Source organism: Roseixanthobacter glucoisosaccharinicivorans, assembly GCF_043195095.2.
Taxonomy (GTDB): domain Bacteria; phylum Pseudomonadota; class Alphaproteobacteria; order Rhizobiales; family Xanthobacteraceae; genus NCEH01.
Genome location: NZ_CM195538.1, coordinates 1,804,548 through 1,826,856, shown reverse-complemented (window position 1 = coordinate 1,826,856; position 22,309 = coordinate 1,804,548). Strand labels below are relative to the sequence as shown.

General features: G+C 66.1%; 18 protein-coding genes. 8 read left to right on the top strand and 10 right to left on the bottom strand.

The genetic code is table 11. The features are described from left to right. The first annotated feature begins 142 nt into the window (after window positions 1–142). Window positions 143–583 (top strand): hypothetical protein, encoded by a 441-nt coding sequence (locus V5F78_RS08170; RefSeq protein ID WP_394071498.1) that lies wholly within the window; start codon window positions 143–145, stop codon window positions 581–583. Window positions 584–690: 107 nt separating this feature from the next. Here V5F78_RS08170 and V5F78_RS08165 read toward each other — a convergent pair whose 3' ends face one another. Further along, window positions 691–1,629, bottom strand: coding sequence for an AEC family transporter (locus tag V5F78_RS08165; RefSeq protein ID WP_394071499.1), 939 nt, complete (start codon window positions 1,627–1,629; stop codon window positions 691–693). 355 nt (window positions 1,630–1,984) lie between these two features. Between V5F78_RS08165 and V5F78_RS08160 the strand changes: the two genes are divergently transcribed. Genes V5F78_RS08160 through V5F78_RS08150 form a run of 3 tightly spaced genes read left to right on the top strand, consistent with a single transcriptional unit; the run spans window position 1,985 to window position 4,228 of the window. Next, window positions 1,985–2,797, top strand: coding sequence for a hypothetical protein (locus tag V5F78_RS08160; RefSeq protein ID WP_394071500.1), 813 nt, complete (start codon window positions 1,985–1,987; stop codon window positions 2,795–2,797). Further along, window positions 2,797–3,702 (top strand): ParA family protein, encoded by a 906-nt coding sequence (locus V5F78_RS08155; protein ID WP_394071501.1) that lies wholly within the window; start codon window positions 2,797–2,799, stop codon window positions 3,700–3,702. Before V5F78_RS08160 ends, V5F78_RS08155 begins: the two co-directional genes overlap by 1 nt. Next, complete coding sequence (locus tag V5F78_RS08150) at window positions 3,686–4,228, top strand: hypothetical protein (protein WP_394071502.1); 543 nt, start codon at window positions 3,686–3,688, stop codon at window positions 4,226–4,228. The genes V5F78_RS08155 and V5F78_RS08150 overlap by 17 nt, the downstream gene beginning before the upstream one ends. 328 nt (window positions 4,229–4,556) lie before the next feature. Here V5F78_RS08150 and recJ read toward each other — a convergent pair whose 3' ends face one another. The 7 genes from recJ to V5F78_RS08115 all read right to left on the bottom strand — a co-directional run bounded on the left by recJ (window position 4,557) and on the right by V5F78_RS08115 (window position 12,689). Continuing rightward, entirely contained in the window at window positions 4,557–6,389 is a 1,833-nt protein-coding gene (recJ, locus tag V5F78_RS08145; RefSeq protein WP_394071503.1) for a single-stranded-DNA-specific exonuclease RecJ, read from the bottom strand. A 19-nt stretch (window positions 6,390–6,408) separates the two neighbouring features. Further along, window positions 6,409–7,653: an MgtC/SapB family protein gene (locus V5F78_RS08140; RefSeq protein WP_394071504.1), complete on the bottom strand. Its 1,245-nt coding sequence runs from the start codon at window positions 7,651–7,653 to the stop codon at window positions 6,409–6,411. A 68-nt stretch (window positions 7,654–7,721) separates the two neighbouring features. Beyond that, window positions 7,722–8,705, bottom strand: a complete 984-nt coding sequence (gene glpX, locus V5F78_RS08135; protein WP_394071505.1) for a class II fructose-bisphosphatase — start codon at window positions 8,703–8,705, stop codon at window positions 7,722–7,724. 3 nt (window positions 8,706–8,708) lie between these two features. Further along, a complete protein-coding gene (locus V5F78_RS08130) occupies window positions 8,709–10,004 on the bottom strand; it encodes a homoserine dehydrogenase (RefSeq protein WP_394071506.1) in 1,296 nt (431 codons plus the stop codon). 23 nt (window positions 10,005–10,027) lie between these two features. Continuing rightward, window positions 10,028–11,245: an LL-diaminopimelate aminotransferase gene (locus V5F78_RS08125; RefSeq protein ID WP_394071507.1), complete on the bottom strand. Its 1,218-nt coding sequence runs from the start codon at window positions 11,243–11,245 to the stop codon at window positions 10,028–10,030. A gap of 56 nt (window positions 11,246–11,301) precedes the next feature. Then, entirely contained in the window at window positions 11,302–12,390 is a 1,089-nt protein-coding gene (waaF, locus tag V5F78_RS08120) for a lipopolysaccharide heptosyltransferase II (protein ID WP_394071508.1), read from the bottom strand. Next, the gene (locus V5F78_RS08115; protein WP_394071509.1) at window positions 12,387–12,689 is read right to left on the bottom strand and encodes a hypothetical protein; all 303 of its coding nucleotides are present in this window, start codon (window positions 12,687–12,689) and stop codon (window positions 12,387–12,389) included. Before V5F78_RS08115 ends, waaF begins: the two co-directional genes overlap by 4 nt. Window positions 12,690–12,889: 200 nt before the next feature. On the opposite strand from V5F78_RS08115, the gene phaC reads away from it, so the two are divergent. The 4 genes from phaC (at window position 12,890) to V5F78_RS08095 (ending at window position 18,918) form a co-directional block, all read left to right on the top strand. After that, on the top strand, window positions 12,890–14,698 hold the full coding sequence (gene phaC, locus V5F78_RS08110) for a class I poly(R)-hydroxyalkanoic acid synthase (RefSeq protein WP_394071510.1): 1,809 nt from the start codon (window positions 12,890–12,892) through the stop codon (window positions 14,696–14,698). A gap of 283 nt (window positions 14,699–14,981) precedes the next feature. Continuing rightward, window positions 14,982–16,718 (top strand): Vps62-related protein, encoded by a 1,737-nt coding sequence (locus tag V5F78_RS08105; RefSeq protein WP_394071511.1) that lies wholly within the window; start codon window positions 14,982–14,984, stop codon window positions 16,716–16,718. A 38-nt stretch (window positions 16,719–16,756) separates the two neighbouring features. After that, window positions 16,757–17,137 (top strand): hypothetical protein, encoded by a 381-nt coding sequence (locus tag V5F78_RS08100; RefSeq protein ID WP_394071512.1) that lies wholly within the window; start codon window positions 16,757–16,759, stop codon window positions 17,135–17,137. 389 nt (window positions 17,138–17,526) lie between these two features. Next, window positions 17,527–18,918, top strand: coding sequence for a GntP family permease (locus V5F78_RS08095; RefSeq protein WP_394071513.1), 1,392 nt, complete (start codon window positions 17,527–17,529; stop codon window positions 18,916–18,918). Between the two features lie 7 nt (window positions 18,919–18,925). Here the strand turns inward: V5F78_RS08095 and V5F78_RS08090 are convergent, their stop codons facing one another. Then, complete coding sequence (locus V5F78_RS08090) at window positions 18,926–20,587, bottom strand: Na/Pi cotransporter family protein (protein ID WP_394071514.1); 1,662 nt, start codon at window positions 20,585–20,587, stop codon at window positions 18,926–18,928. A 144-nt stretch (window positions 20,588–20,731) separates the two neighbouring features. Then, a complete protein-coding gene (gene metG, locus V5F78_RS08085) occupies window positions 20,732–22,300 on the bottom strand; it encodes a methionine--tRNA ligase (protein WP_394071515.1) in 1,569 nt (522 codons plus the stop codon). Between the last annotated feature and the right edge of the window lie 9 nt (window positions 22,301–22,309).

Below are 22,309 nucleotides of genomic sequence, written 5' to 3'. Positions count from 1 at the left end.
CGCATTCACAGCGTGCGGCGCAGTATTGAGGCTCGAAAGCGCAGACACAATTCGGCTTAGATCGTGGCCGATACCAAATGAAACGGTTCTGGCGGCTCAGGTTTCGAGCGCGGGACGTTCCAACGTTCAGGAGATGTTCACCATGTCCATTCTCACCAAGCAGGTCGCGGCGCTGGGGCTGGTGGCGGCCCTTGGCGTGATCTCGCTGACCCCGGCCACGGCCGGCGCGATCGGCACCGGCGCGGCGAGCCTCTCCGCAGCCGTGCCGAACGGCGTGACCCAGGTTCAATATTGGGGGCCGCGCTACGGCTATGGCCGCGGCGGATGCTGGAATTGCGGCCGCTATTACAACAATAACAACAATGGTGCGGCGGTAGGGGCGGGCATTGCGCTCGGCATTCTCGGCGCGGCGGCGATCGCCGGAGCGGCCAGCGCGCCTCCCCCGCCCCCGCCGGTCTATTATGCCCCGCCCCCGCCGGTCCTCTATGCCCCTGCTCCGCCCGTGGTTTATGCCCCGCAGGCCCGGGGGGGATGCTGGTTCCCGACCGATACCCACGGCAACGGCTATTGGGGCGCCTGCTGAGGCCGGCGAGAAGGACGAACACGCGATCAGGGGCGGCTTCGGCCGCCCTTTTGCGTTGTTCCGCGCTTGAAACCGCGATTTCGCCCGAACTTCGGCCGCGGCCAGTTTCAGCCGCCGATGGCGAGCGCCGCCGCGATCACGAGCGGCAAGGTCGCAGCGGCGCCGATCAGCTGTAACGTCAGGATCTGCGCCAGCAGGGGGGCATCGCCGCCCATCTGGCGCGCCAGCACATAGCCGGCCGGCGACGAGGGCACGGCACAGATGACCGTGGCCACCACCAGCTCCATACCCCGCAGGCCGAGCGCCAGCCCGAAGGCCAGCGCCAGCGCCGGCTTCACGAGCAGACACAGCACGATGGAATCGAGTGCCCCGGCCGCCGGCCGCACCAGATGCCGCACGCTGACGCCCGCGCCCACCACCACCAGCCCGACCGCCAAAGAGGCGCGACCAAGGATGTCGGCAACCTCGAGCGCCATATGCGGCATCGGCACATGGGCGATGTTGATCACCGCGCCCGCCAGGCAGGAGACGATGAGCGGATTGCGGATGAGCTGGCGCAGGATGCGCCCGGCCGTGGGCGCTTCCGCCCCCGCGTAGCGCGCCAGAACCGCGACCACCACCACATTGATCGCGGGGATCAGGCACACCAGCATCACCGCCGCGACCGCCACGCCCGACGTGCCATACAGCCCGTCCGCGAGCGCCAGCGCCACATAGGTATTCCAGCGCACCGTGCCTTGAAACACGGAGGTGAACGCCGGCCCGTCGATGCCTTGCAGCCGCTCCAGCAAGCCGCGTGCGGCCAGCAGCCCGACGCACAGGACGGCGAGCGAGAGCCCCATTGCGCCGACCGTGCCGATCAAGCTCACCCGCGACATGTCCGCCCGGATCGCTGAAACCAGCAGCAGGGCAGGAAACAGCACATAATATGTGATCTGCTCGAGGCCGACCCAATGGGCCGGATCCGGGAGAACCCAGCGTCGCAGACCCGTGCCCAGGGCGACCACGCAGAAGACGGGGAGCAGAGACGCGAGAATCGTTTCCATGGGCGACCGGTGAGACAAGGAAGACCGCGCCGGCCGGCGCGGGGTGGGAACCGCGCTGCGGCGAATCCCGAAACAGGTGCGTCACGCGGCGCTCCATCCATGCGCCCGTGGCGCTTCGGACTCAAGCCGTCCGCCGCCCGGCTCGGTTCGACGCGCATGTGGCTTCGTACACAATCTTCGCATGCTGCGTACGGCGCGCCGCGCACAATCGGAACAGCTGTGCCTTGGCCCTGAGACATATGCGCCGGCAAGCCTTTTCACGGACAAAAGGCGCCCTGGAATGCTTGCATTCGCCGGCGGCATATTGTTGAACTCCTTAACCTATGAGTGCATCGGGTTCGGGGAACGGGGCCGCATGTCAGATCGTACGGCTGCCGGACTCGCCGAGCAGATGCTTGACCTTTTGCCGCCGGACGGCGCTCCGGTGCTAAACCGAGTGCTGCGGGCCATGCTGTCCCGGCGGCTCGCCCAACAGATCTCCACCGAGGATTTCTTTCTCGCCCGCGACCTGCTGCTGAAGCGCGGGCGGGTCGGGCGCGAGCGGGGCCAGGGCGGCAAGATCTTTCTTCTCAAGGCCCCTCCTGCGGAACCGGCGGCCCCCGCGCCATCCCCGGTTTCGGCGACTGCGCCGCTGGAAGCGGAATTGATGGCGCCGGTGGCGCGCTATCTCTCCACCATTTTCGTGCGCAATCTCGACCTGCCGAAGGGCGGGCTCGCCTTGATGCAGGATATCTCCGCCATCGGCCCCAGCTCGGGCCAATGGGCGCGGCCGGATTTCATGCTGGTGAGCCTGATGCGCTTCACCTTCATGCCGGGCTCGCAGCTCGATGTGCACGCCTTCGAACTGAAAACCGAGGCCGGCGGCTCGGTTCTTGCGGTGCACGAAGCCCTGGCACAGACGCGCTTCACCCATTTCGGCCATCTCATCTGGCACTTGCCGGAAGAGTCCAGGGCCCGGGCGCGCCTGCCGGACGTGCACAAGCAATGCGAGGAGCACGGCATCGGCCTGATCCTCGCGGTGCGGCCGCACGACCCGGAAAGCTACGAGGTTCTGCTCGATCCCAAGCGCAAGGCGACGTCGCCGAAGACGGTGGACGGGTTTCTGGAAAGCCGCCTGAACCCGCACAACCGCACCGCGCTCAAGAGAGCCCTGAAGGAGGACGCCTGATGCCCCGGCTCGGACGCGTGATTGCCGTCGCCAACATGAAAGGCGGCGTCGGCAAGACCACCACGGTGGTGATGCTGGCGGAAGCCCTGGCGGCGGACGGAAACCGGGTGCTCGTCATCGACCTGGATGCGCAGGCCAGTGTTTCGCATTGCCTGGCGGGCAACGAGTTATTGGGCAAACTGATCCGGGAAGGGTGCACGATCAGTTCCTTCCTTGAAGATGTGTTTGTGGATGGCTCGCGGAGGACACTGCGCCAGGTGATACGCAATCAAGTCAGCACCACCACGCGCGGTAGTCATCTCCTTGATATCTCGTTGGTTCCGGCGGACCCGAGCCTGCGCTATGTGGAGCGTCATCTCATGGCAGCCCTAGTCAAGAAGGGCTTCGACATTGATGCACTCTCCAAGCGGATTTGGAACCGTATGGAACGGGAAATGCCGCCTTTACGTAAGGAATACGACTATATTTTCTTCGATTGCGCGCCTGGGATCTCTCTCATGACGGAAGTCGCGATCCGGAGTGCTGACCTTGTGCTGGTGCCGACGATCCCCGATCCCCTCTCGACGCTCGGCCTTTCGGCCTTCTGCAACACGTTCTGGCGCGGACCGCTGGCGAAAATGACCCCTCTACCTCTGCCCCAGCGCATTCCGTGTGTGCTCGCCTCTCGCTGCCAGAGCATTCGGGCACACAAGGAGACCCTGGCGGTCATGCAGATCGACGCCGGATCGAACGAACCCCCTTATCGTCTCCTAAAAACCGGAATCCCTCAGCTCGCAATCCTAGCCGACGTTTGCAAGGACCGCGCAGGACGGACATTTCAGGCCAAATACGGACCGGTGATCACCACAGCGCTTAACCAACTTCTCGGTGAAATGAAGGACATTCTCGATGGCCATCCATCTTGACGGGCATGCCGTCTTTGCGGCGATCGGCGCCCATCCGGCAGCTTTCCCGGACCTCTCAACCGATGTCGCGGTCGCTGCCGAGAAGCTGCTGGTTAAACAAATCAAGGCCAAGGGGCTGACCCTCGACGGCCTGCGCGCGCTGTTCAAAGCCATCGGCAGCGATCTCGCGACCGTGCTTCTCGATACGCTGAAGGATACTGACGTCGCGGCTCTGGTGAAGAAGCTGGATAAAAACCGCGCCGGCTTGGAGCCCGCGCCGGCCCGCGCCCTGCTTCACGCGCTCGGCCTTGGACTGAGTGAGCCTGAAGCCGACAAACCCAAACCTCCGACCAAGTCGAAGCCGGCAACTAAAAAGAAGCCGATTAAGGGCCTGATGGAAACCACTAACGCGTTCGAAGCTACCAGAACGCGCGAATCGGCAGAGAAACCGGTACCTGCGCCAAAAGCAGCGGCCAAGCTGCCGGCCGAGGCTCCAGCGGCGCCGGCAAAGCCGGGCGGCCGGGGTGGGCGGGCGAAGAAGGCATAGGTGGAGGTCCGGGGAATAGACGAGGGAGACTCCGCGCCCTCGAGCCGGGCTGAAGCCCCCGCCTGACCCTCCGCCGATCCCCCTCCCCAGCCCTCCCCCGCACGCGGGAGAGGGAGCGCTGTGGCGCCTTATGGAACAATCGATCTTCCCAAGAGCAGTAACCTCCCCTCTCCCGCGTGCGGGGGAGGGTTAGGGAGGAGACAGGAAGGTCACGCTCGGGCAAGCGGCCAAGGGCATGAATAACAAGCGGAAAAGAAGATCGGCAGCGGCGGAGCCCCCCTGCTACCCGGAAAACCAGGAGAAGCCGGAAAGCCCCCTTTCCCGCCCTTCACCCCTGCCCGTCGGGCCCGGCCTCCGCGACATCGCGCAGGCGCAGCGTCACGCGGGCTTCGCCTTGCCAGTGGTCGAGATCCAGGGATCCGGCCACATGCACCGTGCGGCCCCGCAGTTCGGTCAGCGCCCGGCCGAGCGGCTCCTCGGCGCAGCGGAAGGCGACCGCGCGCAAAGTCGAGCCGTCGCGGGCGGTGAGACGGGCGCGCATGTGGCCGGCGCCGAACGTCTCCACATAAGCGAGCCGATGGGACGGAAAGGCGAACACCGGCTCGGGATTGCCGGCGCCGTAGGGTCCCGCCTTGGCCACCAGATCCACCAATTCCGGCGTCGCGCCTGAGGCGGTCAGGGCGGCGTCGATGGTCAGCGCGCCTTCGGAGCGGGCGCGATCCACCGCTTCGGCAAGCACGCGCTCCAGATAGGCGCGCAGATCGCCGAGCCGCTTGCGCTCCACCGTGAGGCCCGCCGCCATGGCGTGCCCGCCACCCTTCACCAGCAATCCCGCTTCCACCGCGCCGCGAACGGCTCGCCCAAGGTCAACACCGGGAATGGAGCGGGCCGAGCCGGTGCCGGTTTCGCCGAGGAACGCGATCGCCAGCGCCGGGCGGTTGAAGCGCTCCTTCAGGCGCGAGGCCACAAGCCCCACCACGCCGGGATGCCACCCCTCCCCGCTCACCACCACGGCGGCGCCGGCTTCATCGCCATGGGCCGCGAAAGCCTCGGCCTCGGCGCTGGCGAGGATGGCGCGCTCCACCTCCTGGCGCTCGGTATTGAGGCGGTCGAGTTCGGCCGCCATGATCTTCGCTTCCACGGGGTCCTGCTCCAGCAGCAGGCGCGTGCCGAGCGTGGCATCGCCGATCCGCCCGCCCGCATTGATGCGCGGGCCGAGCAGGAAGCCGAGGTGCCAGGGGCGCGGCGGTCCATCGAGCCGCGCCACGTCCATCAACGCCGTGAGGCCCGGCCGCTGGCGCCGGCGCAGGGCGATCAGCCCTTTGGTGACATAGGCCCGGTTAAGGCCGACGAGCGGCACCACGTCCGCCACCGTGCCGAGCGCCACCAGGTCCAGCGAGGAGAGCAAGTCCGGTGCCGGCTGCTCGGAGGTCCAATGGCCCTCCTCACGCAGGCGACGCACGAGGCCCACCATGGTGATGAACACCAAGCCCACCGCGCACAGGTGCCCGAGGCCGGACAGATCGTCCTCCCGGTTCGGGTTCACGATGGCATCCGCCTCGGGCAGGGTCTCGCCGGCCTGGTGATGGTCGATCACCACCACGTCGAGCCCAAGGCGCCGCGCGGCGGCCAGCGGCTCCAGGCTGGTGGTGCCGCAATCCACCGTCACCAGCAGCGTCACGCCGCGCGCCGCCAATTGCTCGATGGCGGCGATGTTCGGGCCATAGCCCTCGAAGATGCGATCGGGAATATGGAACAGCGGGTCCAGCCCGCCGGCGCGCAGCACGCTCACCAGCAAAGCGGTGGAGGTGGCGCCGTCCACATCATAATCGCCGAAAACCGCCACGGTCTCCCCGGTGCAGACGGCGGCGGCGAGACGCTCCACCGCTGATTCCATGTCGGTCAGCGTGTTGGGATCGGGAAGCAGGGTACGGATGGCGGGGTCGAGATAGGCCGGCACATCCTCGATGGCGACGCCACGTCCCGCCAGGATGCGCGCCAGAAGCTCCGGCAGATCATAGCGCTGGGTGATGGCGAGCGCGCTCTGGGCGGCGCGCAGGTCCAGCCGGTCACGCCACGTCCGCCCGGTGGCGGAGGTGGTGACGCCGAGAAAGGGGCGATTCGTCGGATGCACGGTCACGCCCCATGAAGCCAGAGCCATGCCCCGGCGTCGAGAGCGCTCATGCGAGCAGCGCTAGCGCGCCGCCGGCCGCGACCGCTATGCCCGTCGGGACACCGAGGCGCAGCGCGAACGCCGGCGGGCCTGCCCCGGCGCCATAGGCCGCGCGGGCCAGGGCGTTCACTCCGAGGGCCGCGAGTACCGCATGGGCCGCTTCGCTCACCGAAATGCCGTTGCCGGCCAGGCGGGCGGCATTCAGCGTGGCGACATCCACGTCGGCAAGGCCGGTGAAAGCGCTGACCAGAAGCAGGCTTCCGGCGCCGCTCGCCTGCAACAGCCACGCGCTCAGCACCGCCACCCCCGCAAACCCCGCCGCGAAAAGCAAAAGCGGCTTGAGATCGAACGGATTGCCGAGCCGCGTGGCCTTGGGCCTGTGCCCGCCCGCCTGCCGCATCAGCCAGAAGCCGCTGAGCGCGAGAACGAGGGCTGCGACGCCAGCGGGCGCCGCCACCTGCGCCAGCACGTGCGGGGCGAGGAGCGCGAGCAAGGTCAGCACCCGCAGGATGGAAACCAGCCCGGCAAGGCACGCCCCGCCGGCCAGCAGCATCGGCGGCTCGCCCGCCGCCGCGCGCCGGGCGAAGACCACTGTGACGGCAGTGGACGAGACCAGCGCCCCCGCCAGGGCGCTGAACAGGATGCCCCGCTGCGGCCCCGCCACCTTCACCGCGACATAGCCGGCATAGGAAATGGCCGCGGTCAGCACCGTGAACAACCAGATCTGGCGCGGATTGAGGCTGTGGAACGGGTCGATGGTACGGTCCGGCAGAAGGGGCAGCACGATCACCGTCATGGCCAGCAGCACGAGCGCGGAGCGCAACTCCACCCAGGTCAGACGCCGCACCATGGCGTGCAACATGCCCCGGCCCGCAAGTAGCCCGGCGCTGGCGACCGCCGCGCCCCCGGCCAGCCGTGGATCGCCCACCACGGCGAACGCGCCGAGCGCGAACACGAGCAGGCCGGCCACCAGCCCGGTCATCGAAAACGCGCGCTGACGCTCCAGCTCGCGCCAGGTGAACACGCCGAAGGCCAGGGCGAAGACGAAAAAGCCGGTGGCCAGCAGCAGCGGACTGTCCAGCGCCTGCGCGAGCGCCGCGAACACGCCGCCCAGCAGGCCGGCGAGAGAGAAAGTGCGGACCCCGGCGGTGCGGCTGCCGGCCGGTCGTTCACGCGCCTGCCAACCGCGCTCGATCCCGACAATGAGACCGATGGCCAGGGCGGTCGCAAGCCGCAACAGCAGATCTTGCATCGCGCCGGCCCTCCCTTGTCGCGGAACAGCCCGCCACGCGGACCCGGATACGCCTCACACGACGCGCGTCAGAATATGAACTTGGAGAAATCCCGATGCTCGGTCTTCACCCGCCGCACGGTTCCCGTGGATGAGCGCATGAGGACGGTATCGGTCTCGATCACCTCGCGGCCGAACCGCACGCCCTGGAGCAGCGCGCCGTTGGTCACCCCGGTCGCCGACACAAGGCAATCCCCGCGCACCAGGTCGGAAAGCTTGTAGATGCGGGAGAAATCGCGAATGCCCATCTGCTTGGCCTTGGTGCGCTTGGCTTCGGTGTCGAGCACCAGGCGCCCCTCCATCTGGCCGCCGATGCAGCTGAGCGCGGCGGCGGCCAGAACACCTTCCGCGGCACCGCCACTGCCGAGATAGATGTCCACGCCGCTGTCCTGCGGATTGGTGGTGTGGATGACGCCCGCCACGTCGCCGTCGGTGATCAGCTTTACCGAGGCCCCAACCGCATGCACCGCCTCGATCAGGGCGGCATGGCGGGGCCGATCGAGCACCAGGGCCGTGATCTCCGTGGGGGAGAGTCCGCGCGCCTTCGCGAGCGCCTGGATATTCTCCTGCGGTGTTGCGGCCAGCGAGACGATTCCCTCGGGATAGCCGGGGCCGATGGCGATCTTTTCCATATAGACCGGCGGCGCGGCGAGCAGCGAGCCAGTCTCGGCGATGACAATCACCGAGATGGAGCCGGGCATGTTCTTGGCGCACAAAGTGGTGCCTTCGAGCGGATCGACGGCGATATCCACCGCATCCCCGCCCTCGCCCACCTCCTCGCCGAGGAACAGGTGGGGCACTTCCCCTTCCAGACCCTCGCCAATCACCACCCGTCCGCTCAGGGGCATTTTGGACAGTTCGCGATAGGCGGCGGCGCTGGCCGCCTCATCGGCGGCCTGTTCATCCCCGCGTCCCCGCAGCCGGGCCGCCGCCACCGCGGCGCGCTCGGTCACACGCGCGAGTTCCAGGGCAAAACGGCGATCCAGCACCTGGGCCGCACGGGTTTCGGGCATGGATCAGTCCTTTTCGATGCGGATCACCTGGGGCGGATTGGCGATCACGCCCTCCGCCTCGATCGCCGCCACGGCGCGTCGAACCGCCTCTTCCGTCGTGGCATAGGTGATGAGGATCACCGTCGCCTGCTCGCCGGCCCCCAAGCGCGTGGGGCGGTGTTGCACGATGGATTCCAGCGAAATGCCCTCGTCCGCCATGCGGCCGGCGATGGTGGCGGCGGTTCCCGGCTTATTGACCGCCGCGAGGCGGATGTAATAGCCGCCCTCGTGCAATTGCATGGGCGCGCGGCGCGGCACCTGGAGCGCCGCGCTCGGCAGGCCGAACGGATAGCCCTGCGTGCCCCGCGCCAGATCCACCAGATCCGCCACCACGGCGGACGCGGTCGCCGCGCCCCCCGCGCCGGGGCCGACCAGGGTAAGCGCAACCGCATCCCCGTCCACGGCGACGGCATTGGTGACGCCGGACACCTGGGCGATCGGCCAATGTTTGGGCACCATGGTGGGATGAACGCGCTGCTCGATGCCATCGTCGGTGCGCACGGCGACGCCGAGCAGCTTCACCTTGTAGCCCAGTTCGTCCGCGGCCCGGAGATCGGCCAGGGTCAGCGAACGAATGCCTTCCACATAGATTGCATCGGCATCCACCTGCGTGCCGAAAGCCAGCGAGGTCAGCAACGCCAGCTTGTGCGCCGTGTCGTAGCCGTCAATGTCGAAGGTCGGGTCCGCCTCCGCATAGCCGAGGCGCTGAGCTTCCGCGAGGCAGGTTTCAAACGAGAGTCCCTCGTCCGCCATGCGGGTGAGGATATAATTGCAGGTGCCGTTGAGAATGCCGGAGACGCGGGCGATGCGATTGCCCACCAGCGCCTCGCGCAAGGTCTTCACGATCGGAATGCCGCCGGCCACCGCCGCCTCGAAATTGAGCGCGACGCCGGTGGCCTCCGCGCCGGCGGCAAGCGCCATGCCGTGCTTCGCGAGCAGGGCCTTGTTGGCCGTGACCACCGGCTTGCCGGCCGCCAGGGCGGCGGCGACCGCAGCCTTGGCCGGGTCGCCCTCGCCGCCCATGAGTTCCACAAACACGTCGATGCCGGCATCGTTCGCCAGCGCCACCGGATCGTCGAACCAGCGCACGCCGGAGAGATCAATGCCGCGATCCCTGGCCCGATCGCGGGCGCTGACCGCCACCACTTTCACGGTACGGCCGGTGCGAGCCGCTATCTCTGCCGACTGACGCTCCAGCATCTTCACGACGCCGACGCCGACGGTGCCGAGGCCAGCCAGCCCCACGTTCAAGTCACTCATGGGAAATCAGGCTTCCTGTTTGATCAGCGGGCGGCGCTCAGCGGCACGACATTGTGCAATGTGGTGCCGGCGGTCTCGAAGAAGCGACGCACATTGCGGGCCGCCTGGCGGATGCGCTGCTCATTCTCCACCACGGCGATGCGGACGAAATCATCGCCGTGTTCGCCGAAGCCGACGCCCGGGGCGACCGCGACCTCTGCCTTTTCGATCAAGAGCTTGGCGAACTCAACGCTGCCCATGGCCCGGAACGGCTCGGGAATCGGGGCCCAGGCGAACATGGACGCCTCCGGTACCGGGATCGTCCACCCGGAGCGGCCGAAGCTTTCCACGAGCGCGTCGCGGCGGCGCTTGTAGGTCTCGCGCATCTCGGCAATGCAGTCCTGCGGCCCGTTGAGCGCAGCGGTCGCCGCGACCTGGATCGGGGTATAGGCGCCATAGTCGAGATAGGATTTCACCCGCGACAAGGCGGCGATCAACCGGTCATTGCCGACCGCAAAGCCCATGCGCCAGCCGGCCATGGAATAGGTCTTGGACATGGATGTGAATTCCACCGTCACGTCCATGGCGCCCGGCACCTGCAGCACCGACGGCGGCGGGGTATCGCCGTAATACAGCTCCGCATAGGCGAGGTCGGACAGGATGATGAGATCGTTCTTCTTCGCGAAGGCGACCACATCCTTGTAGAAATCCAGGCTCGCGACGGTCGCCGTCGGGTTCGACGGGTAGCAAAGCACCACCGCGATCGGCTTCGGGATGGAATGCTGCACCGCGCGTTCCATGGCGTGGAAAAAGCCGGCGTCCGGCTCGACCGGCACGGAGCGGATCACCCCGCCCGCCATCAAGAAGCCGAAGGCGTGGATCGGATAGCTCGGATTCGGCGTCAGGATCACATCGCCCGGCGCGGTGATGGCCTGCGCCATATTGGCGAAGCCTTCCTTGGAGCCGAGCGTCGCCACCACCTGGCGATCCGGATCGAGCTTGACGCCGAACCGGCGGGCATAATAGGCGGCCTGGGCGCGGCGCAGACCGGGAATGCCCTTGGAGGCGGAGTAGCGGTCGGTGCGCGGTTTGCCGATGGTTTCCTTCAGCTTCTCGATCACATGGGCCGGCGCGTCGAGATCCGGATTTCCCATGCCGAGGTCGACGATGTCGGCGCCATTGTTACGAGCGGCGGCCTTCACACGATTCACCTGCTCGAACACGTAAGGCGGCAGCCGGCGAATGCGGTGGAAATCGGTCATCTCAGTCAAGCTCCCAAGCCGCGCGCCCTTCTCTCCCGGCGCGGCGAACGAGCGTTCTACCACTGTTCGGTGAAGGAAAAAGTGCTCATCGAATGCTGCAAGTGCGAGATTTGCATCAAAAGCGCATCTTCCACCGTCCGGGTCGCGATTTGCGAGAGGTCAAGGCTGCCCTGCGGCGGACGCACCTCTCGCACACAGGCGTTGCTCGGGCCGGTGATGGCGCAGACGGTTGGCCCGAACAAACCAACGCAGGGCACCTCTAGCGCCGCCGCCATATGCAGAATGCCCGAATCGTTTCCGAGCAGTACGTTTGCGCTTGCGGCTTGAAACACCGCCTCTTCCAGCGGCGTCGCGGTAAAATCGCGCACCGGGGCGGCGGCGGCGATGATGCGGGCGGCTTCCGCTTCCGCAGGCCCGCCCAGCACCCAGACGGCGAAGCCCCGCGCGGCGAAGGCCGCGGCGATCTCCGCGAAGCGCTGGGCCGGCCAGAGCCGCTTCACATTATAGGCGCCGGGCGCAAGGGCGATCACCGGCCGGCCGTCGGGAACCGCCTGGGCGCTTTTTTGCCAGGCATAGAGATCGGTCGGCTCGACCCTGAGGCGCGGGGGAAGAATGGCTTCCATCACCTCGCCGGGCTCGCGCGCCAGGGCGCAGACCTTCTCGGTCTCGCCATGGACCTTCCCCTCGCCCCAGCGCACCTGATTGATGAGGAACAGGCGCCCCTCGCCGAACCAGCCGACCCGCTCGGGAATGCCGGCAAGGAAAGGCACGATGGCGGCCTTATAGGTGCGGCTCACCACATAGACCCGGCGATAATGTTCGCCGCGCAGGCGCCGGGCGAGGTCCAGCTTCTGCTGCAGGCCGAGCGCGCGATGGGGCGTGTTGTCGACCCAGGCCTTGCGCAATTCCGGAACGAAACGCACCAGGCGGTCGGTGGGGCTGCGGCAGAGGAAATCAATCGCCACGCCGGGAAAGCGCCGCGCCACATGGCGGGCCAGCGCGAAACAGCGGACATGATCGCCGATCCCGCCGAAACCCGCGATCAGGAAAGCCTCACCGCTCCCCCTGGCATTTCCGGCCGGCTCGGATCCCGGCGCGCCGCCACCTTCGCCTTTAACCGGGGACGTGCGGGCGGCAAGGCTCACGGCTGATCCTTCTGGGCGTCCGCGTCGGCCTGCTGGAGGCGGCGCTGGGCGTCATTGGCGGCATTCTCAAGCTCGGCCTGAACCTTCGCCAGTTGATCTGGAGTCATGGCCGGCGGGCGGGGGGTGGGCGGAACGCTGAAATTCGGAAAATTGCCGGCTTCCACCTTCGGCACGTCCGGCACCTTGGGCTCCAGGAAGGGGATGCTCGATTCGCCGGCACAACCCGCGAGGGCAAGCGCCATGAGCAGGCCGCAAGCGGCTGCGCCGCGGCGCAGGGAGGGGGCCGCGCGCGTGCGCATGGCCGAAAATGTCTGGCGCCGTGCGCTATTCATCTTTTCCCCGCATAAATCTTCCATACCGCTCATCCGCCGCAGACGAAGCACCTCGCCCCTCGCCATGCGGCCCGCTAATATGCCCGAAGCAGGAAACGCGAAACAGGCCCCGTCACGATCTCTGAAAAAGATCCGACATTTGGCGGGGCGCCGCCCAAGGATTGACCATGTCCGCGCCAAAGGACCTCACACCCGCGACCCGCGCCGGCCGGCTCGATATGGACGCCTTCGCCCGCAACCTTGCTCAATTGATCGAGGAAGGCGGCAAGGCCATGGCGGCTTATATCCGCCCGCGCGAGGCCGGCACCAAAAAAGACGACATGGCCGACGACATCGCCGACGCCTTCAAGACGTTCGGCCAGGTCGCGGAATATTGGATGGCCGACCCCCAGCGCACGGCCGAGGCGCAATCCCGCCTGATGACCAATTACATCTCGGTGTGGTCGGCCGCGTTGAAGAAGATGTCCGGTGAACCTGCCGCGCCCGTGACCGCGCCCGACCCCAAGGATGCGCGCTTCAAGGACCCGGAATGGAATTCCAATCCCTTCTTCGACGCGCTGAAGCAGACCTATCTCGTCACCACCCACTGGGCCGACGCCATGGTGAAGGAGGCCGACGGCCTCGATCCCCATGTGAAGCACAAGGCCGAGTTCCTGGTGCGCCAGCTCACCAACGCCATTTCCCCGTCCAATTTCATTCTCACCAATCCGGAGCTGCTGCGCGAGACGCTGAACTCCAACGGTGAGAACCTGGTGCGGGGCATGAAGCACTTTACCGAAGACCTGATCGAGGGCAATGGCGACCTGCGCATTCGCCAGACCGACCTCTCCGCCTTCGAAGTGGGCCGGAACCTCGCCACCACCCCCGGCAAGGTGGTTTTCGAAACCGAGCTGATGCAGCTCATCCAATATGCGCCCACCACGCCGAACGTGAAAAAGCTGCCGGTGCTGCTGGTGCCGCCGTGGATCAATAAGTTCTACATCCTCGACCTGAACCCGGAAAAATCCTTCATCAAATGGCTGGTGGACCAGGGATTGACGGTGTTCGTCATCTCCTGGGTCAATCCCGACGCGCGCCTCGCCGCCAAGGGGTTCGACGATTATATGCGTGAAGGCATCCTGGCCGCCCTCGATGCGATCGAGAAGGCGACCGGCGAGAAGCAGGCGCACACGATGGGCTATTGCGTCGGCGGAACCCTGCTCGCGGTGACGCTTGCCTATCTGGCGGCCGCCGGCGATACGCGCATTCCGAGCGCCACCTTCCTCACCACCCAGATCGACTTCACCTTTGCCGGTGATCTGAAGGTGTTCGTCGATGAGGAACAGCTTGCGGTGATCGAGCGCAAGATGCAGGAGACCGGATATCTGGAAGGCCGCAAGATGGCCTCCGCCTTCAACATGCTGCGGTCCAATGATCTGATCTGGCCCTATGTGGTGAACAATTACATGAAGGGCCAGCAGCCCTTCCCGTTCGACCTGCTTTACTGGAACGCGGATTCCACCCGCATGCCGGCCGCGAACCATTCCTATTATCTGCGCAATTGCTACCTGGAAAACAACATCGCAAAGGGCCTCGCGCGGATCGCCGGCGTGCCCATCGACATGCACAAGGTGAATATTCCCGTCTATGCGCTCGCCACCCGCGAGGATCATATCGCCCCGCCCAAATCCGCCTTCATCGGTGCCGGCCTCCTGAGCGGCCCGGTCCGGTTCGTGCTGGCGGGCTCGGGACATATAGCGGGGGTTGTAAACCCGCCGGCCAAGGTCAAGTACCAGCACTGGACCGGCGGCGCCGTGGGCGGCGCCTATGAGGAGTGGCTGGGCGCGGCGCAGGAGCACCCCGGTTCCTGGTGGCCGGACTGGATGCAATGGTTCAGCGCCATGCATAATGAGGAAGTGCCCGCCCGCGAACCGGGCGGCGGCGTTCTGCAACCCATTGAAAACGCGCCTGGCCGCTACGTCCGCGAACGGTCCTAGCCTCCGCTGCGGAACCAGGGCCACGCCGGCGCGGAGACCGCCGTCGCGCCAGAGCGCAGGCACGCCCTGAACCATTAGGTTGTATATAATATTTGTTGCACGTTTTTAGTGCATCTCGCATAGTCCCTCCCACGGACGACGCCCGCCCGGACCACATCAGATCGCGCCCGCTGTAGGTCTCAACCGGCGCTGCATTGCCGCGCATCTCGAACGGGGATGCAGCCTTGGAATGCCCCCTGCTGCCTGGCCCCCGGTCGTTTCTCCGGCAGTTGAGGAGGGATCTATGACCGACGGAGAACTGGAGCCCATCGGGGCTGAGAAAAGTGAAAAGAAGACCAAAGCCAAGGGCGGCGGCGGCGGCGCAGGCTCCGGGGGCGCGAACCGGCTCTCCCAGATCGCCAATAGGAAAAACGACGCCGGTGTTGGCCACGGCTATGATGTGAGCCGGGGCCTCAACCTCCAGCAGGCGCTGCGTAGCCAGCTGTTCGACCTGCAAGTCGAATCCACGGGCGACGATGATTTCGAATTCGTCATCGTCAAGCGCGGCGCCGACGGAAGCGTGACGGCGCGCTCCCAATTGGAATGGACCGTCCTGCCGACGCAGGGGTTCAATCGCATCTTCGGCTCGACCGCCGATCAATACACCTCTGAAGTATCGGAGAAGCTGGGCCTGGATGCCTCCTATGGCGGTTTTTCCGGCGCGATCTCCAATGCCGTCACCAACGCGCGCACCTTGAAGACCACCAGCAGCCTGCTGACGCTGCGCTTCGTGCGCACCATCGCGCGGGTTGAGCTTCCGGCCAATTTCAAATCCTTCGTGCGACCGGAAGTGGCCGCGATCCTGAACGGCGACGAAGAAACTCTGACCGAATTTTTCGACCAGTACGGCACCCATTTCGTCCGCCAGAGCCTCTATGGGGGCTATTGCGAATGCACGAGCGTGCTCAAATCCGCCGAGAGTTCGCGCGTGGAGAAGGTGGAATCCTCCATCAAGGCCTCGTTCGACAGCGCGGCCGGCCTCGGCGAGGGCGCGGAGGGCACGCCCAAGGTCAAGACCGGATCGGTTACCGCGCGCGCGGAACGCAATAAGGAAACCAGCGAGACCTTCAAGAAGGAGACGGAATCCGTCGCCTGGCTCTCCGTTGGCGGCAAGAGCGCGGTGCTGAACCAGGATCAGATCCCCCAATGGGCCGCCAGCATCGACGAGGCCCCCACTCTCTGCGGCTTCGAAACCAATAATGCGCTGGTGCCGATCTGGACCTTGTGCACCTCACCCAAGCGCGCCCAGAAGGTCGAGGCTCTGGCCCGGCAGTTTTTGAAGCAGCGCAACGCCGGCATCATCTATGCGACCGAGAGCCGGCTGAAGCTGGTGAAGTGCGAGACCTTCACCACCCTTCTGACCGACAAGGGCATGGGCACGAAGAACGACATGTCGGTCTTCGTGCCGGTCCGGACCGCGCAGCAGAAAGACTTCTTCCTGCTCGGCCATGTGGTTGAGAACCATTACGGCCAGGCGCGCGGCACCACTTATCTGGTGAAGGACCCGAGCCCGAACCAGACCTTGCTGAAGCCCCCGGTCAGCTGCATCCAGATCTGGTCCTCGGTGGGCAGCGGATTTCGCGAATTCAGCATCTGGAGAATGGTGGCGCCGGACGGCTATGTCGCCCTCGGGCACATCATCTCGCCCTCCTGGAAAGCCCCCCCGCTGGACGATTTCCGTTGCGTCCGCGAGGTCGATACCGAGGCCGCGCGCTATAGCGACTCGGTTTGGTCCAACAGCATCGGCAAGATGAATTTTATCACCACCGGTACCAATCTGTGGGGATCCGGCTGGCGGATGTTGAGCGCCGGGGACGTGGGCGGGGCGGTTCGCGTCGGCGACCGGGAAGCCGAGATCTACCGCATCGAGCCGAAGACACCGGCGAGCGGCATCGCGCTGAACCTGTTCCACGCCTTCGACTACTGGAACAACCCGTCCGGCACGCCCGTCACGCTCAAATCCAGCCTGCTCGAGGGCTGAGACGTCCCGCCTTTTTCACCGCAACGATGGAGATAACCATGACCCTTGTTTCGATGGGCACGCATCGGCGTGTGCTGCCCGGTGTGGGCGCTGCGCTCGCCGTCGCCCTTTTGCTCGGTTGGTCCGGCCTCGCCGAGGCCGGTACATGGCGCATCGGAGAACGGCTGAACTATTTCTGCCGCAACGGGGATAAATCCCGTGACAGCGTTCAGTATTGCCACAACTGCAACAACGTTTTCGGCCCGGGAAGCTATGTCACCTGGACTTTCCCAGTGACCTGCGATGGCCGGCGCACCAGCTTTCAGGTGCGGGGAGAGCTGAAATGCCACGGCTGGCCTGCAGAATCCGTGCAGCGGACTCGGATCACCGAAAATGCGGTTTCCAAACTGCCTTCCAGCTCCCGCGCCTGCCCCCGCTAGTTCTTGTCGACGTTCTGGCGCCGCGCCGTTCGAAAGCATGCGCCTTACTCCCGTCTTTCGCTCGTAATGGCCGGGCTCGCCCCGGCCATCCAAGCCGCATAGCCGTTCCGGCCCCGAAAGCTGGCACTGACGGGGCCGGGCGGGCACCCTCGATCCGCCCCAGATTTCCGCGCGGTCTCGCCCATCCTCACGTTCCCTAACGCGAACCAGGCTGGCCATATTCCCCCTGCCGCACATCCCTCCGCCGGGCTTGCACATATGTCGCACGCCGGTCAGGTTAGCCCTCTAGTGACTGGTGTGCAGGTGCGAACGTTCGCACTTGCACACCGTCGACGGCGCGCCAGGGGGCTGGCGGCCGGCTCATGTCCTCAGGGCTTAAGGGATAGACGATGAGTTTCCTCATCTGCTTGGGCGCGCTCGCGTTTTTGATGTTCGTCGCGTATCGCGGCTTCAGCGTGATCCTGTTTGCACCGGTCGCCGCACTCGGCGCTGTGCTGCTCACTGATCCCGCCGCCGTCCCCATCATCTATTCCGGACTGTTCATGGATAAGATGGTGGGCTTCATAAAGCTCTACTTTCCCTTGTTCCTGCTCGGCGCGGTGTTCGGCAAGGTGATCGAGCTTTCCGGCTTTTCCCGCGCCATCGTGTCGGCCATCATCGGCATCCTCGGCGCGGGCCAGGCGATGCTCGCCATCGTGCTGGTGGGCGCAGTGCTCACCTATGGCGGCGTCTCGCTGTTCGTGGTGGTGTTCGCGGTCTATCCGTTCGGCGCGGAGCTGTTCCGCCAGGTGGGGATTCCCAAGCGGCTGCTCCCCGCGGCCATCGCGCTCGGCGCCTTCGGCTTCACCATGGACACCCTGCCGGGCACGCCGCAAATCCAGAACATCATCCCCACCACCTTCTTCCACACGACGGCCTATGCGGCGCCGATCCTCGGCCTGGTGGGCGCGGTCTTCATGCTGGCGCTTGGCCTTGCCTATCTCGACTTCCGGCGCCGCCAGGCGGCGAAGGCGGGCGAGACCTATGGCGAAAACCATTCCAACGAACCGACCGTGCGCGCCGACGAGCCGCTGGTGAACCCGTTCATCGCCATCTCGCCGCTGGTGGTGGTGGGCGTTTCCAACCTGCTGATCGGCTGGGCGATTCCGCACGCCTATGGCGACACGGCCCGCGCGGCGCTGACACCGGGCACCCCGGAAATCAGTCTTGCGGTGAATTCGGTGGTGGCGATCTGGTCGGTGGCGGGCGCGCTGCTGCTGGGCATTCTCACGGTCTTCGTCTTCTCCTTCCGCCGGGTAGCCGCGCAGTTCGCGGACGGTTCGAAGGCTGCGGTCGCGGGTGCGTTGCTCGCCGGTCTCAACACGGCATCGGAATACGGCTTCGGCGCGGTGATCGCCGCCCTGCCCGGCTTCCTTGTGATCAAGAGCGCCCTCACCGCGATCCCGAACCCGCTGATCAACGAGGCGATCTCGATCACGGCGCTGGCCGGCATCACCGGCTCCGCATCTGGCGGCCTCTCGATCGCGCTGGCGGCCATGTCGGAGCAGTTCATCGCCGCCGCCAATGCGGCCGGTATCCCCATGGAAGTGATGCACCGTGTTGCCGCCATGGCCTCCGGCGGCATGGACACCCTGCCCCACAACGGCGCCGTGATCACCCTGCTCGCCGTGTGCGGGCTCACCCATCGCCAATCCTATGGCGACATCTTCGCCATCACGCTGGTGAAGACGCTGGCGGTGTTCTTCGTGATCGGATTCTACTATCTGACCGGCCTGTATTGAGGCCCGGTCATGCCGGGTCGGAGGCGATCCGGCTCGGCAGCAAGTCGCCGCTCTGTTCCAGCACGGGATAGGCGGCGGCCGCCACGATGTGGCTGTTGATCTGCTTCATGTCGCTGAGCAGGTCGAGATGCAGCGAAGACGTCTCGATGGAATCCGTCTGGCCGCCGCGCATGCGCTCCAGATGGGATTTCGTACCCTCGGCCTCCGCATTGCGGAACACCGATTTCTCCTCGGCCAGCATCCGCGCGGCGCGTGGATCCTCGGTCATGAACAAGGACGAGGCGAGGCGCAGGTTCGTGCTCAGCCGTTCCATGAGCGCGCGCACCTCCGCCTCGCTCTGCGGCGAGAAGGCGAGGCCGCGCTTCACCCGCTTGTCGGCGTGGATCAGCAGATTGCTCTCCACCATATCGCCGGCTTGCTCCATCTGGGTGGAGAAGGTGAGCACCCGCTGGAGCCGGGCCTGATCGGCCTCGGACAAATCGTGCGGATCGAGCCCCATGAGATAGCTGCGGATCGCCGAATTGAGGCTGTCGATGATGTCCTCGTTGCGCTTTATCTGCGCCACATGGCTGAGATCGCCGCCGACGACCGCCGCCTGGGCGTCCTTCAGCATGGTGTCCAGCAAATCGGCGAGGCGCATCGCCTCACGCGCAGCCGCACCGAGCGCGACCACCGGCACCTCGCGCGCAGCCGGATCGAGATAGAGCGGGCGTGCGGGATCGGCGAGATCCACATGGGCCGGCATCAGCTTTTCCAGCAGCTTGGCGAATGGACCCAGGACCGGGAAAAACAGCAGCGCCAGCGCCAGATTGAACAAGGTGTGGAAATCCGCGACCGCCCGGCCATTATCCGGCTGAATCACCACCATCAATTCGCCGATCGGCCCGAGGAAGGCCAAGGCGATGATGGTGCCGAGGATGCGGTTGAGCAGATTGCCCACCGGCAGACGGCGCGCCGCCGCCCCACCCCCGGACGCGCCTTCCAGAACCGGATTGATCGCAGAGCCGATGTTCGCCCCCAGCACCAAGGCGAACGCCGCGTCCGGCGGCACCACGCCCTTGCTCGCAAACGACATGATCAGCAGGATCACCGCGACGCTGGAATGCGCCGCCCAGGTCACCACGGCCGCCAGCAACACGTCGATCAGCGGCATGGTGGCCACCGCGCCGAGGAATATGCGCAGGCTCGGCGCATCCTCGTACGGCGTCATCAGTTCCAACAATTGATGCAGCGCGAGCAACATCAGCCCGAGGCCGATGAACACACGCCCGATGTCCCGCGTGCGCTCGACGCTGCCGCGCCGGAACATCATCACCCCCACCAGGATGAGCACCGGGGAAAACGCCGCGCCGTCGAACGAGAGCACCTGGACGATCAGCGTCGTGCCCACGTTCGCGCCCAGCATCACCGCGAGCGCCGGCACGAGGTCCACGAGCCCGGCGGCGGCAAAGCCCGACACCATCAGCCCGGTGGCGGTGCTGGATTGGAGCACGGCCGTCACCCCGAGGCCCGCGAGAAAGGCGCGCGGCTGGCTCTTCAAGGCATTGCCGAGCACGCTGCGCAGCTTCGGCCCGAAGGTGCGCTGGATGCCGGACTGCACCATGTGCGTGCCCCACAGCAGCAGGGCGATGGCGCCGGCGAGATTCAGAAGGGTGAGCGAGATGTTCATCCTGAAGGGTCGCCTTGTTCCGTTCACAGGCACCTGCGCCGGCCCGGCACCGGCTTGTCTCCACGACATGCCGCCCGCATCCGGAGCGTTTCACCCGCAGCCGCCGCGATCAAGCGGCGGCCGTTCCGTTTTGACAGGGTCGGCTCAGGCCGCCGGACCGGCCTCGCCCTCTGGCTCCACATAGCGCGGAAAAATGCCGACCGGCGGGGGAATGACGATGCCGCCCGCCAGGCGGTGCGCGCCGCCGAGGCGGGAGAAATCCCGCTCGTCCGCCGGCAGCAACAGCAGGTCCAGCATCCGGCCGGCACTGTCCGGCATCACCGGCTGGGCGAGGATCGCCACCTGGCGGATCACCTCCGCCGTGGTCCAGAGCACGGTCTTCATGCGCTCAGGATCTGTCTTGCGCAGCGCCCAGGGAGCAGCGGCGGCGAAATAGCGATTGGCGTCCGCCACCACCGCCCACACGGCCGCCAGATATTGGTGGATCGCCTGCACCTCCATCGCCTCGCGGGCCTTGGCGAGCATGCCGTCCGCCGCCGCGAGGATCGCCTCGTCCTCGGGCGAAAGCGGGCCGGGCTGCGGCACGACGCCGTCCAGGTTCTTGGAGATCATGGACAGGGAGCGCTGGGCGAGATTGCCGAGGTCGTTGGCCAGATCCGCATTCATGCGGGTGACGATGGACTCGTGGCTGTAGGACCCGTCCTGGCCGAAAGAGACCTCGCGCAGGAAGAAATAGCGCACCGCGTCCACGCCGTAGGCTTTCACGAGGTCGAACGGATCGACCACATTGCCCACCGACTTGGACATCTTCTCCCCGCGATTGAACAGGAAGCCGTGGCCGAACACGCGCTGCGGGGCGGCAAGTCCCGCTGACCAGAGGAAGGCCGGCCAATAGACCGCGTGGAAGCGCGTGATGTCCTTGCCGATCACATGCACGTCCGCCGGCCAGTATCTGGCGAACAATTCGCCCTGCGTGTCGGGATAGCCGAGCGCGGTGATGTAGTTCGTCAGCGCGTCCACCCACACATACATGATGTGCTTGGGATCCCCCGGCACCGGGATGCCCCAGTCGAACGTGGTGCGCGAGATGGAGAGATCCTGAAGCCCGCCCGATACGAAGCTGACCACTTCGTTGCGGCGAGCGTCGGGGGCGATGAAATCGGGATTGGCGGCGTAATGGTCCAGCAGTTTCTGCTGATAGGCCGAGAGGCGGAAGAAATAGCTCTCCTCCTCCACCCATTCCACCGGCGTGCCCTGGGGTCCGAGGCGAACGCCATCGGCATTCAATTGGGTCTCGTCCTCGGCGTAATAGGCCTCGTCCCGCACCGAATACCAGCCGGCATAGGTGGACTTATAGATGTCCCCGTTCGCCGCCATCTTTTCCCAGATCGCCTGGCAGGATTTCTTGTGACGCTCCTCCGTGGTGCGGATGAAGTCGTCGATGGAGAGGCCGAACGCCTCCACCATGGCCTGGAAGCGGGGAACGTTGCGGTCCAGCAGCTCGCGCGGCGTCAAGCCCGCCTTCTGCGCGGTCTGGAGCATCTTGATGCCATGCTCGTCCGTGCCGGTGAGAAAGCGCACGTCATAGCCGTCGAGCCGCTTGAAGCGGGCGATGCAATCGGTGGCGATCGCCTCATAGGCATGGCCCATATGGGGCACGCCATTGGGATAGGCGATGGCGGTGGTGATGTAGAACTTCGGCTTCGACGACATGGCGGCCCG

Excerpts from the sequence above, each read along its gene's own strand:
- V5F78_RS08165 (WP_394071499.1), bottom strand. The coding sequence starts at position 1,629 with ATGGAAACGATTCTCGCGTCTCTGCTCCCCGTCTTCTGCGTGGTCGCC.
- V5F78_RS08160 (WP_394071500.1), top strand. The coding sequence starts at position 1,985 with ATGTCAGATCGTACGGCTGCCGGACTCGCCGAGCAGATGCTTGACCTT.
- V5F78_RS08095 (WP_394071513.1), top strand. The coding sequence starts at position 17,527 with ATGAGTTTCCTCATCTGCTTGGGCGCGCTCGCGTTTTTGATGTTCGTC.
- V5F78_RS08140 (WP_394071504.1), bottom strand. The coding sequence starts at position 7,653 with ATGCAAGATCTGCTGTTGCGGCTTGCGACCGCCCTGGCCATCGGTCTC.
- V5F78_RS08125 (WP_394071507.1), bottom strand. The coding sequence starts at position 11,245 with ATGACCGATTTCCACCGCATTCGCCGGCTGCCGCCTTACGTGTTCGAG.
- V5F78_RS08170 (WP_394071498.1), top strand. The coding sequence starts at position 143 with ATGTCCATTCTCACCAAGCAGGTCGCGGCGCTGGGGCTGGTGGCGGCC.
- V5F78_RS08090 (WP_394071514.1), bottom strand. The coding sequence starts at position 20,587 with ATGAACATCTCGCTCACCCTTCTGAATCTCGCCGGCGCCATCGCCCTG.
- phaC (WP_394071510.1), top strand. The coding sequence starts at position 12,890 with ATGTCCGCGCCAAAGGACCTCACACCCGCGACCCGCGCCGGCCGGCTC.
- V5F78_RS08115 (WP_394071509.1), bottom strand. The coding sequence starts at position 12,689 with ATGCGCACGCGCGCGGCCCCCTCCCTGCGCCGCGGCGCAGCCGCTTGC.
- V5F78_RS08150 (WP_394071502.1), top strand. The coding sequence starts at position 3,686 with ATGGCCATCCATCTTGACGGGCATGCCGTCTTTGCGGCGATCGGCGCC.
- metG (WP_394071515.1), bottom strand. The coding sequence starts at position 22,300 with ATGTCGTCGAAGCCGAAGTTCTACATCACCACCGCCATCGCCTATCCC.
- V5F78_RS08105 (WP_394071511.1), top strand. The coding sequence starts at position 14,982 with ATGACCGACGGAGAACTGGAGCCCATCGGGGCTGAGAAAAGTGAAAAG.
- glpX (WP_394071505.1), bottom strand. The coding sequence starts at position 8,705 with ATGCCCGAAACCCGTGCGGCCCAGGTGCTGGATCGCCGTTTTGCCCTG.
- V5F78_RS08100 (WP_394071512.1), top strand. The coding sequence starts at position 16,757 with ATGACCCTTGTTTCGATGGGCACGCATCGGCGTGTGCTGCCCGGTGTG.
- recJ (WP_394071503.1), bottom strand. The coding sequence starts at position 6,389 with ATGGCTCTGGCTTCATGGGGCGTGACCGTGCATCCGACGAATCGCCCC.
- V5F78_RS08130 (WP_394071506.1), bottom strand. The coding sequence starts at position 10,004 with ATGAGTGACTTGAACGTGGGGCTGGCTGGCCTCGGCACCGTCGGCGTC.
- V5F78_RS08155 (WP_394071501.1), top strand. The coding sequence starts at position 2,797 with ATGCCCCGGCTCGGACGCGTGATTGCCGTCGCCAACATGAAAGGCGGC.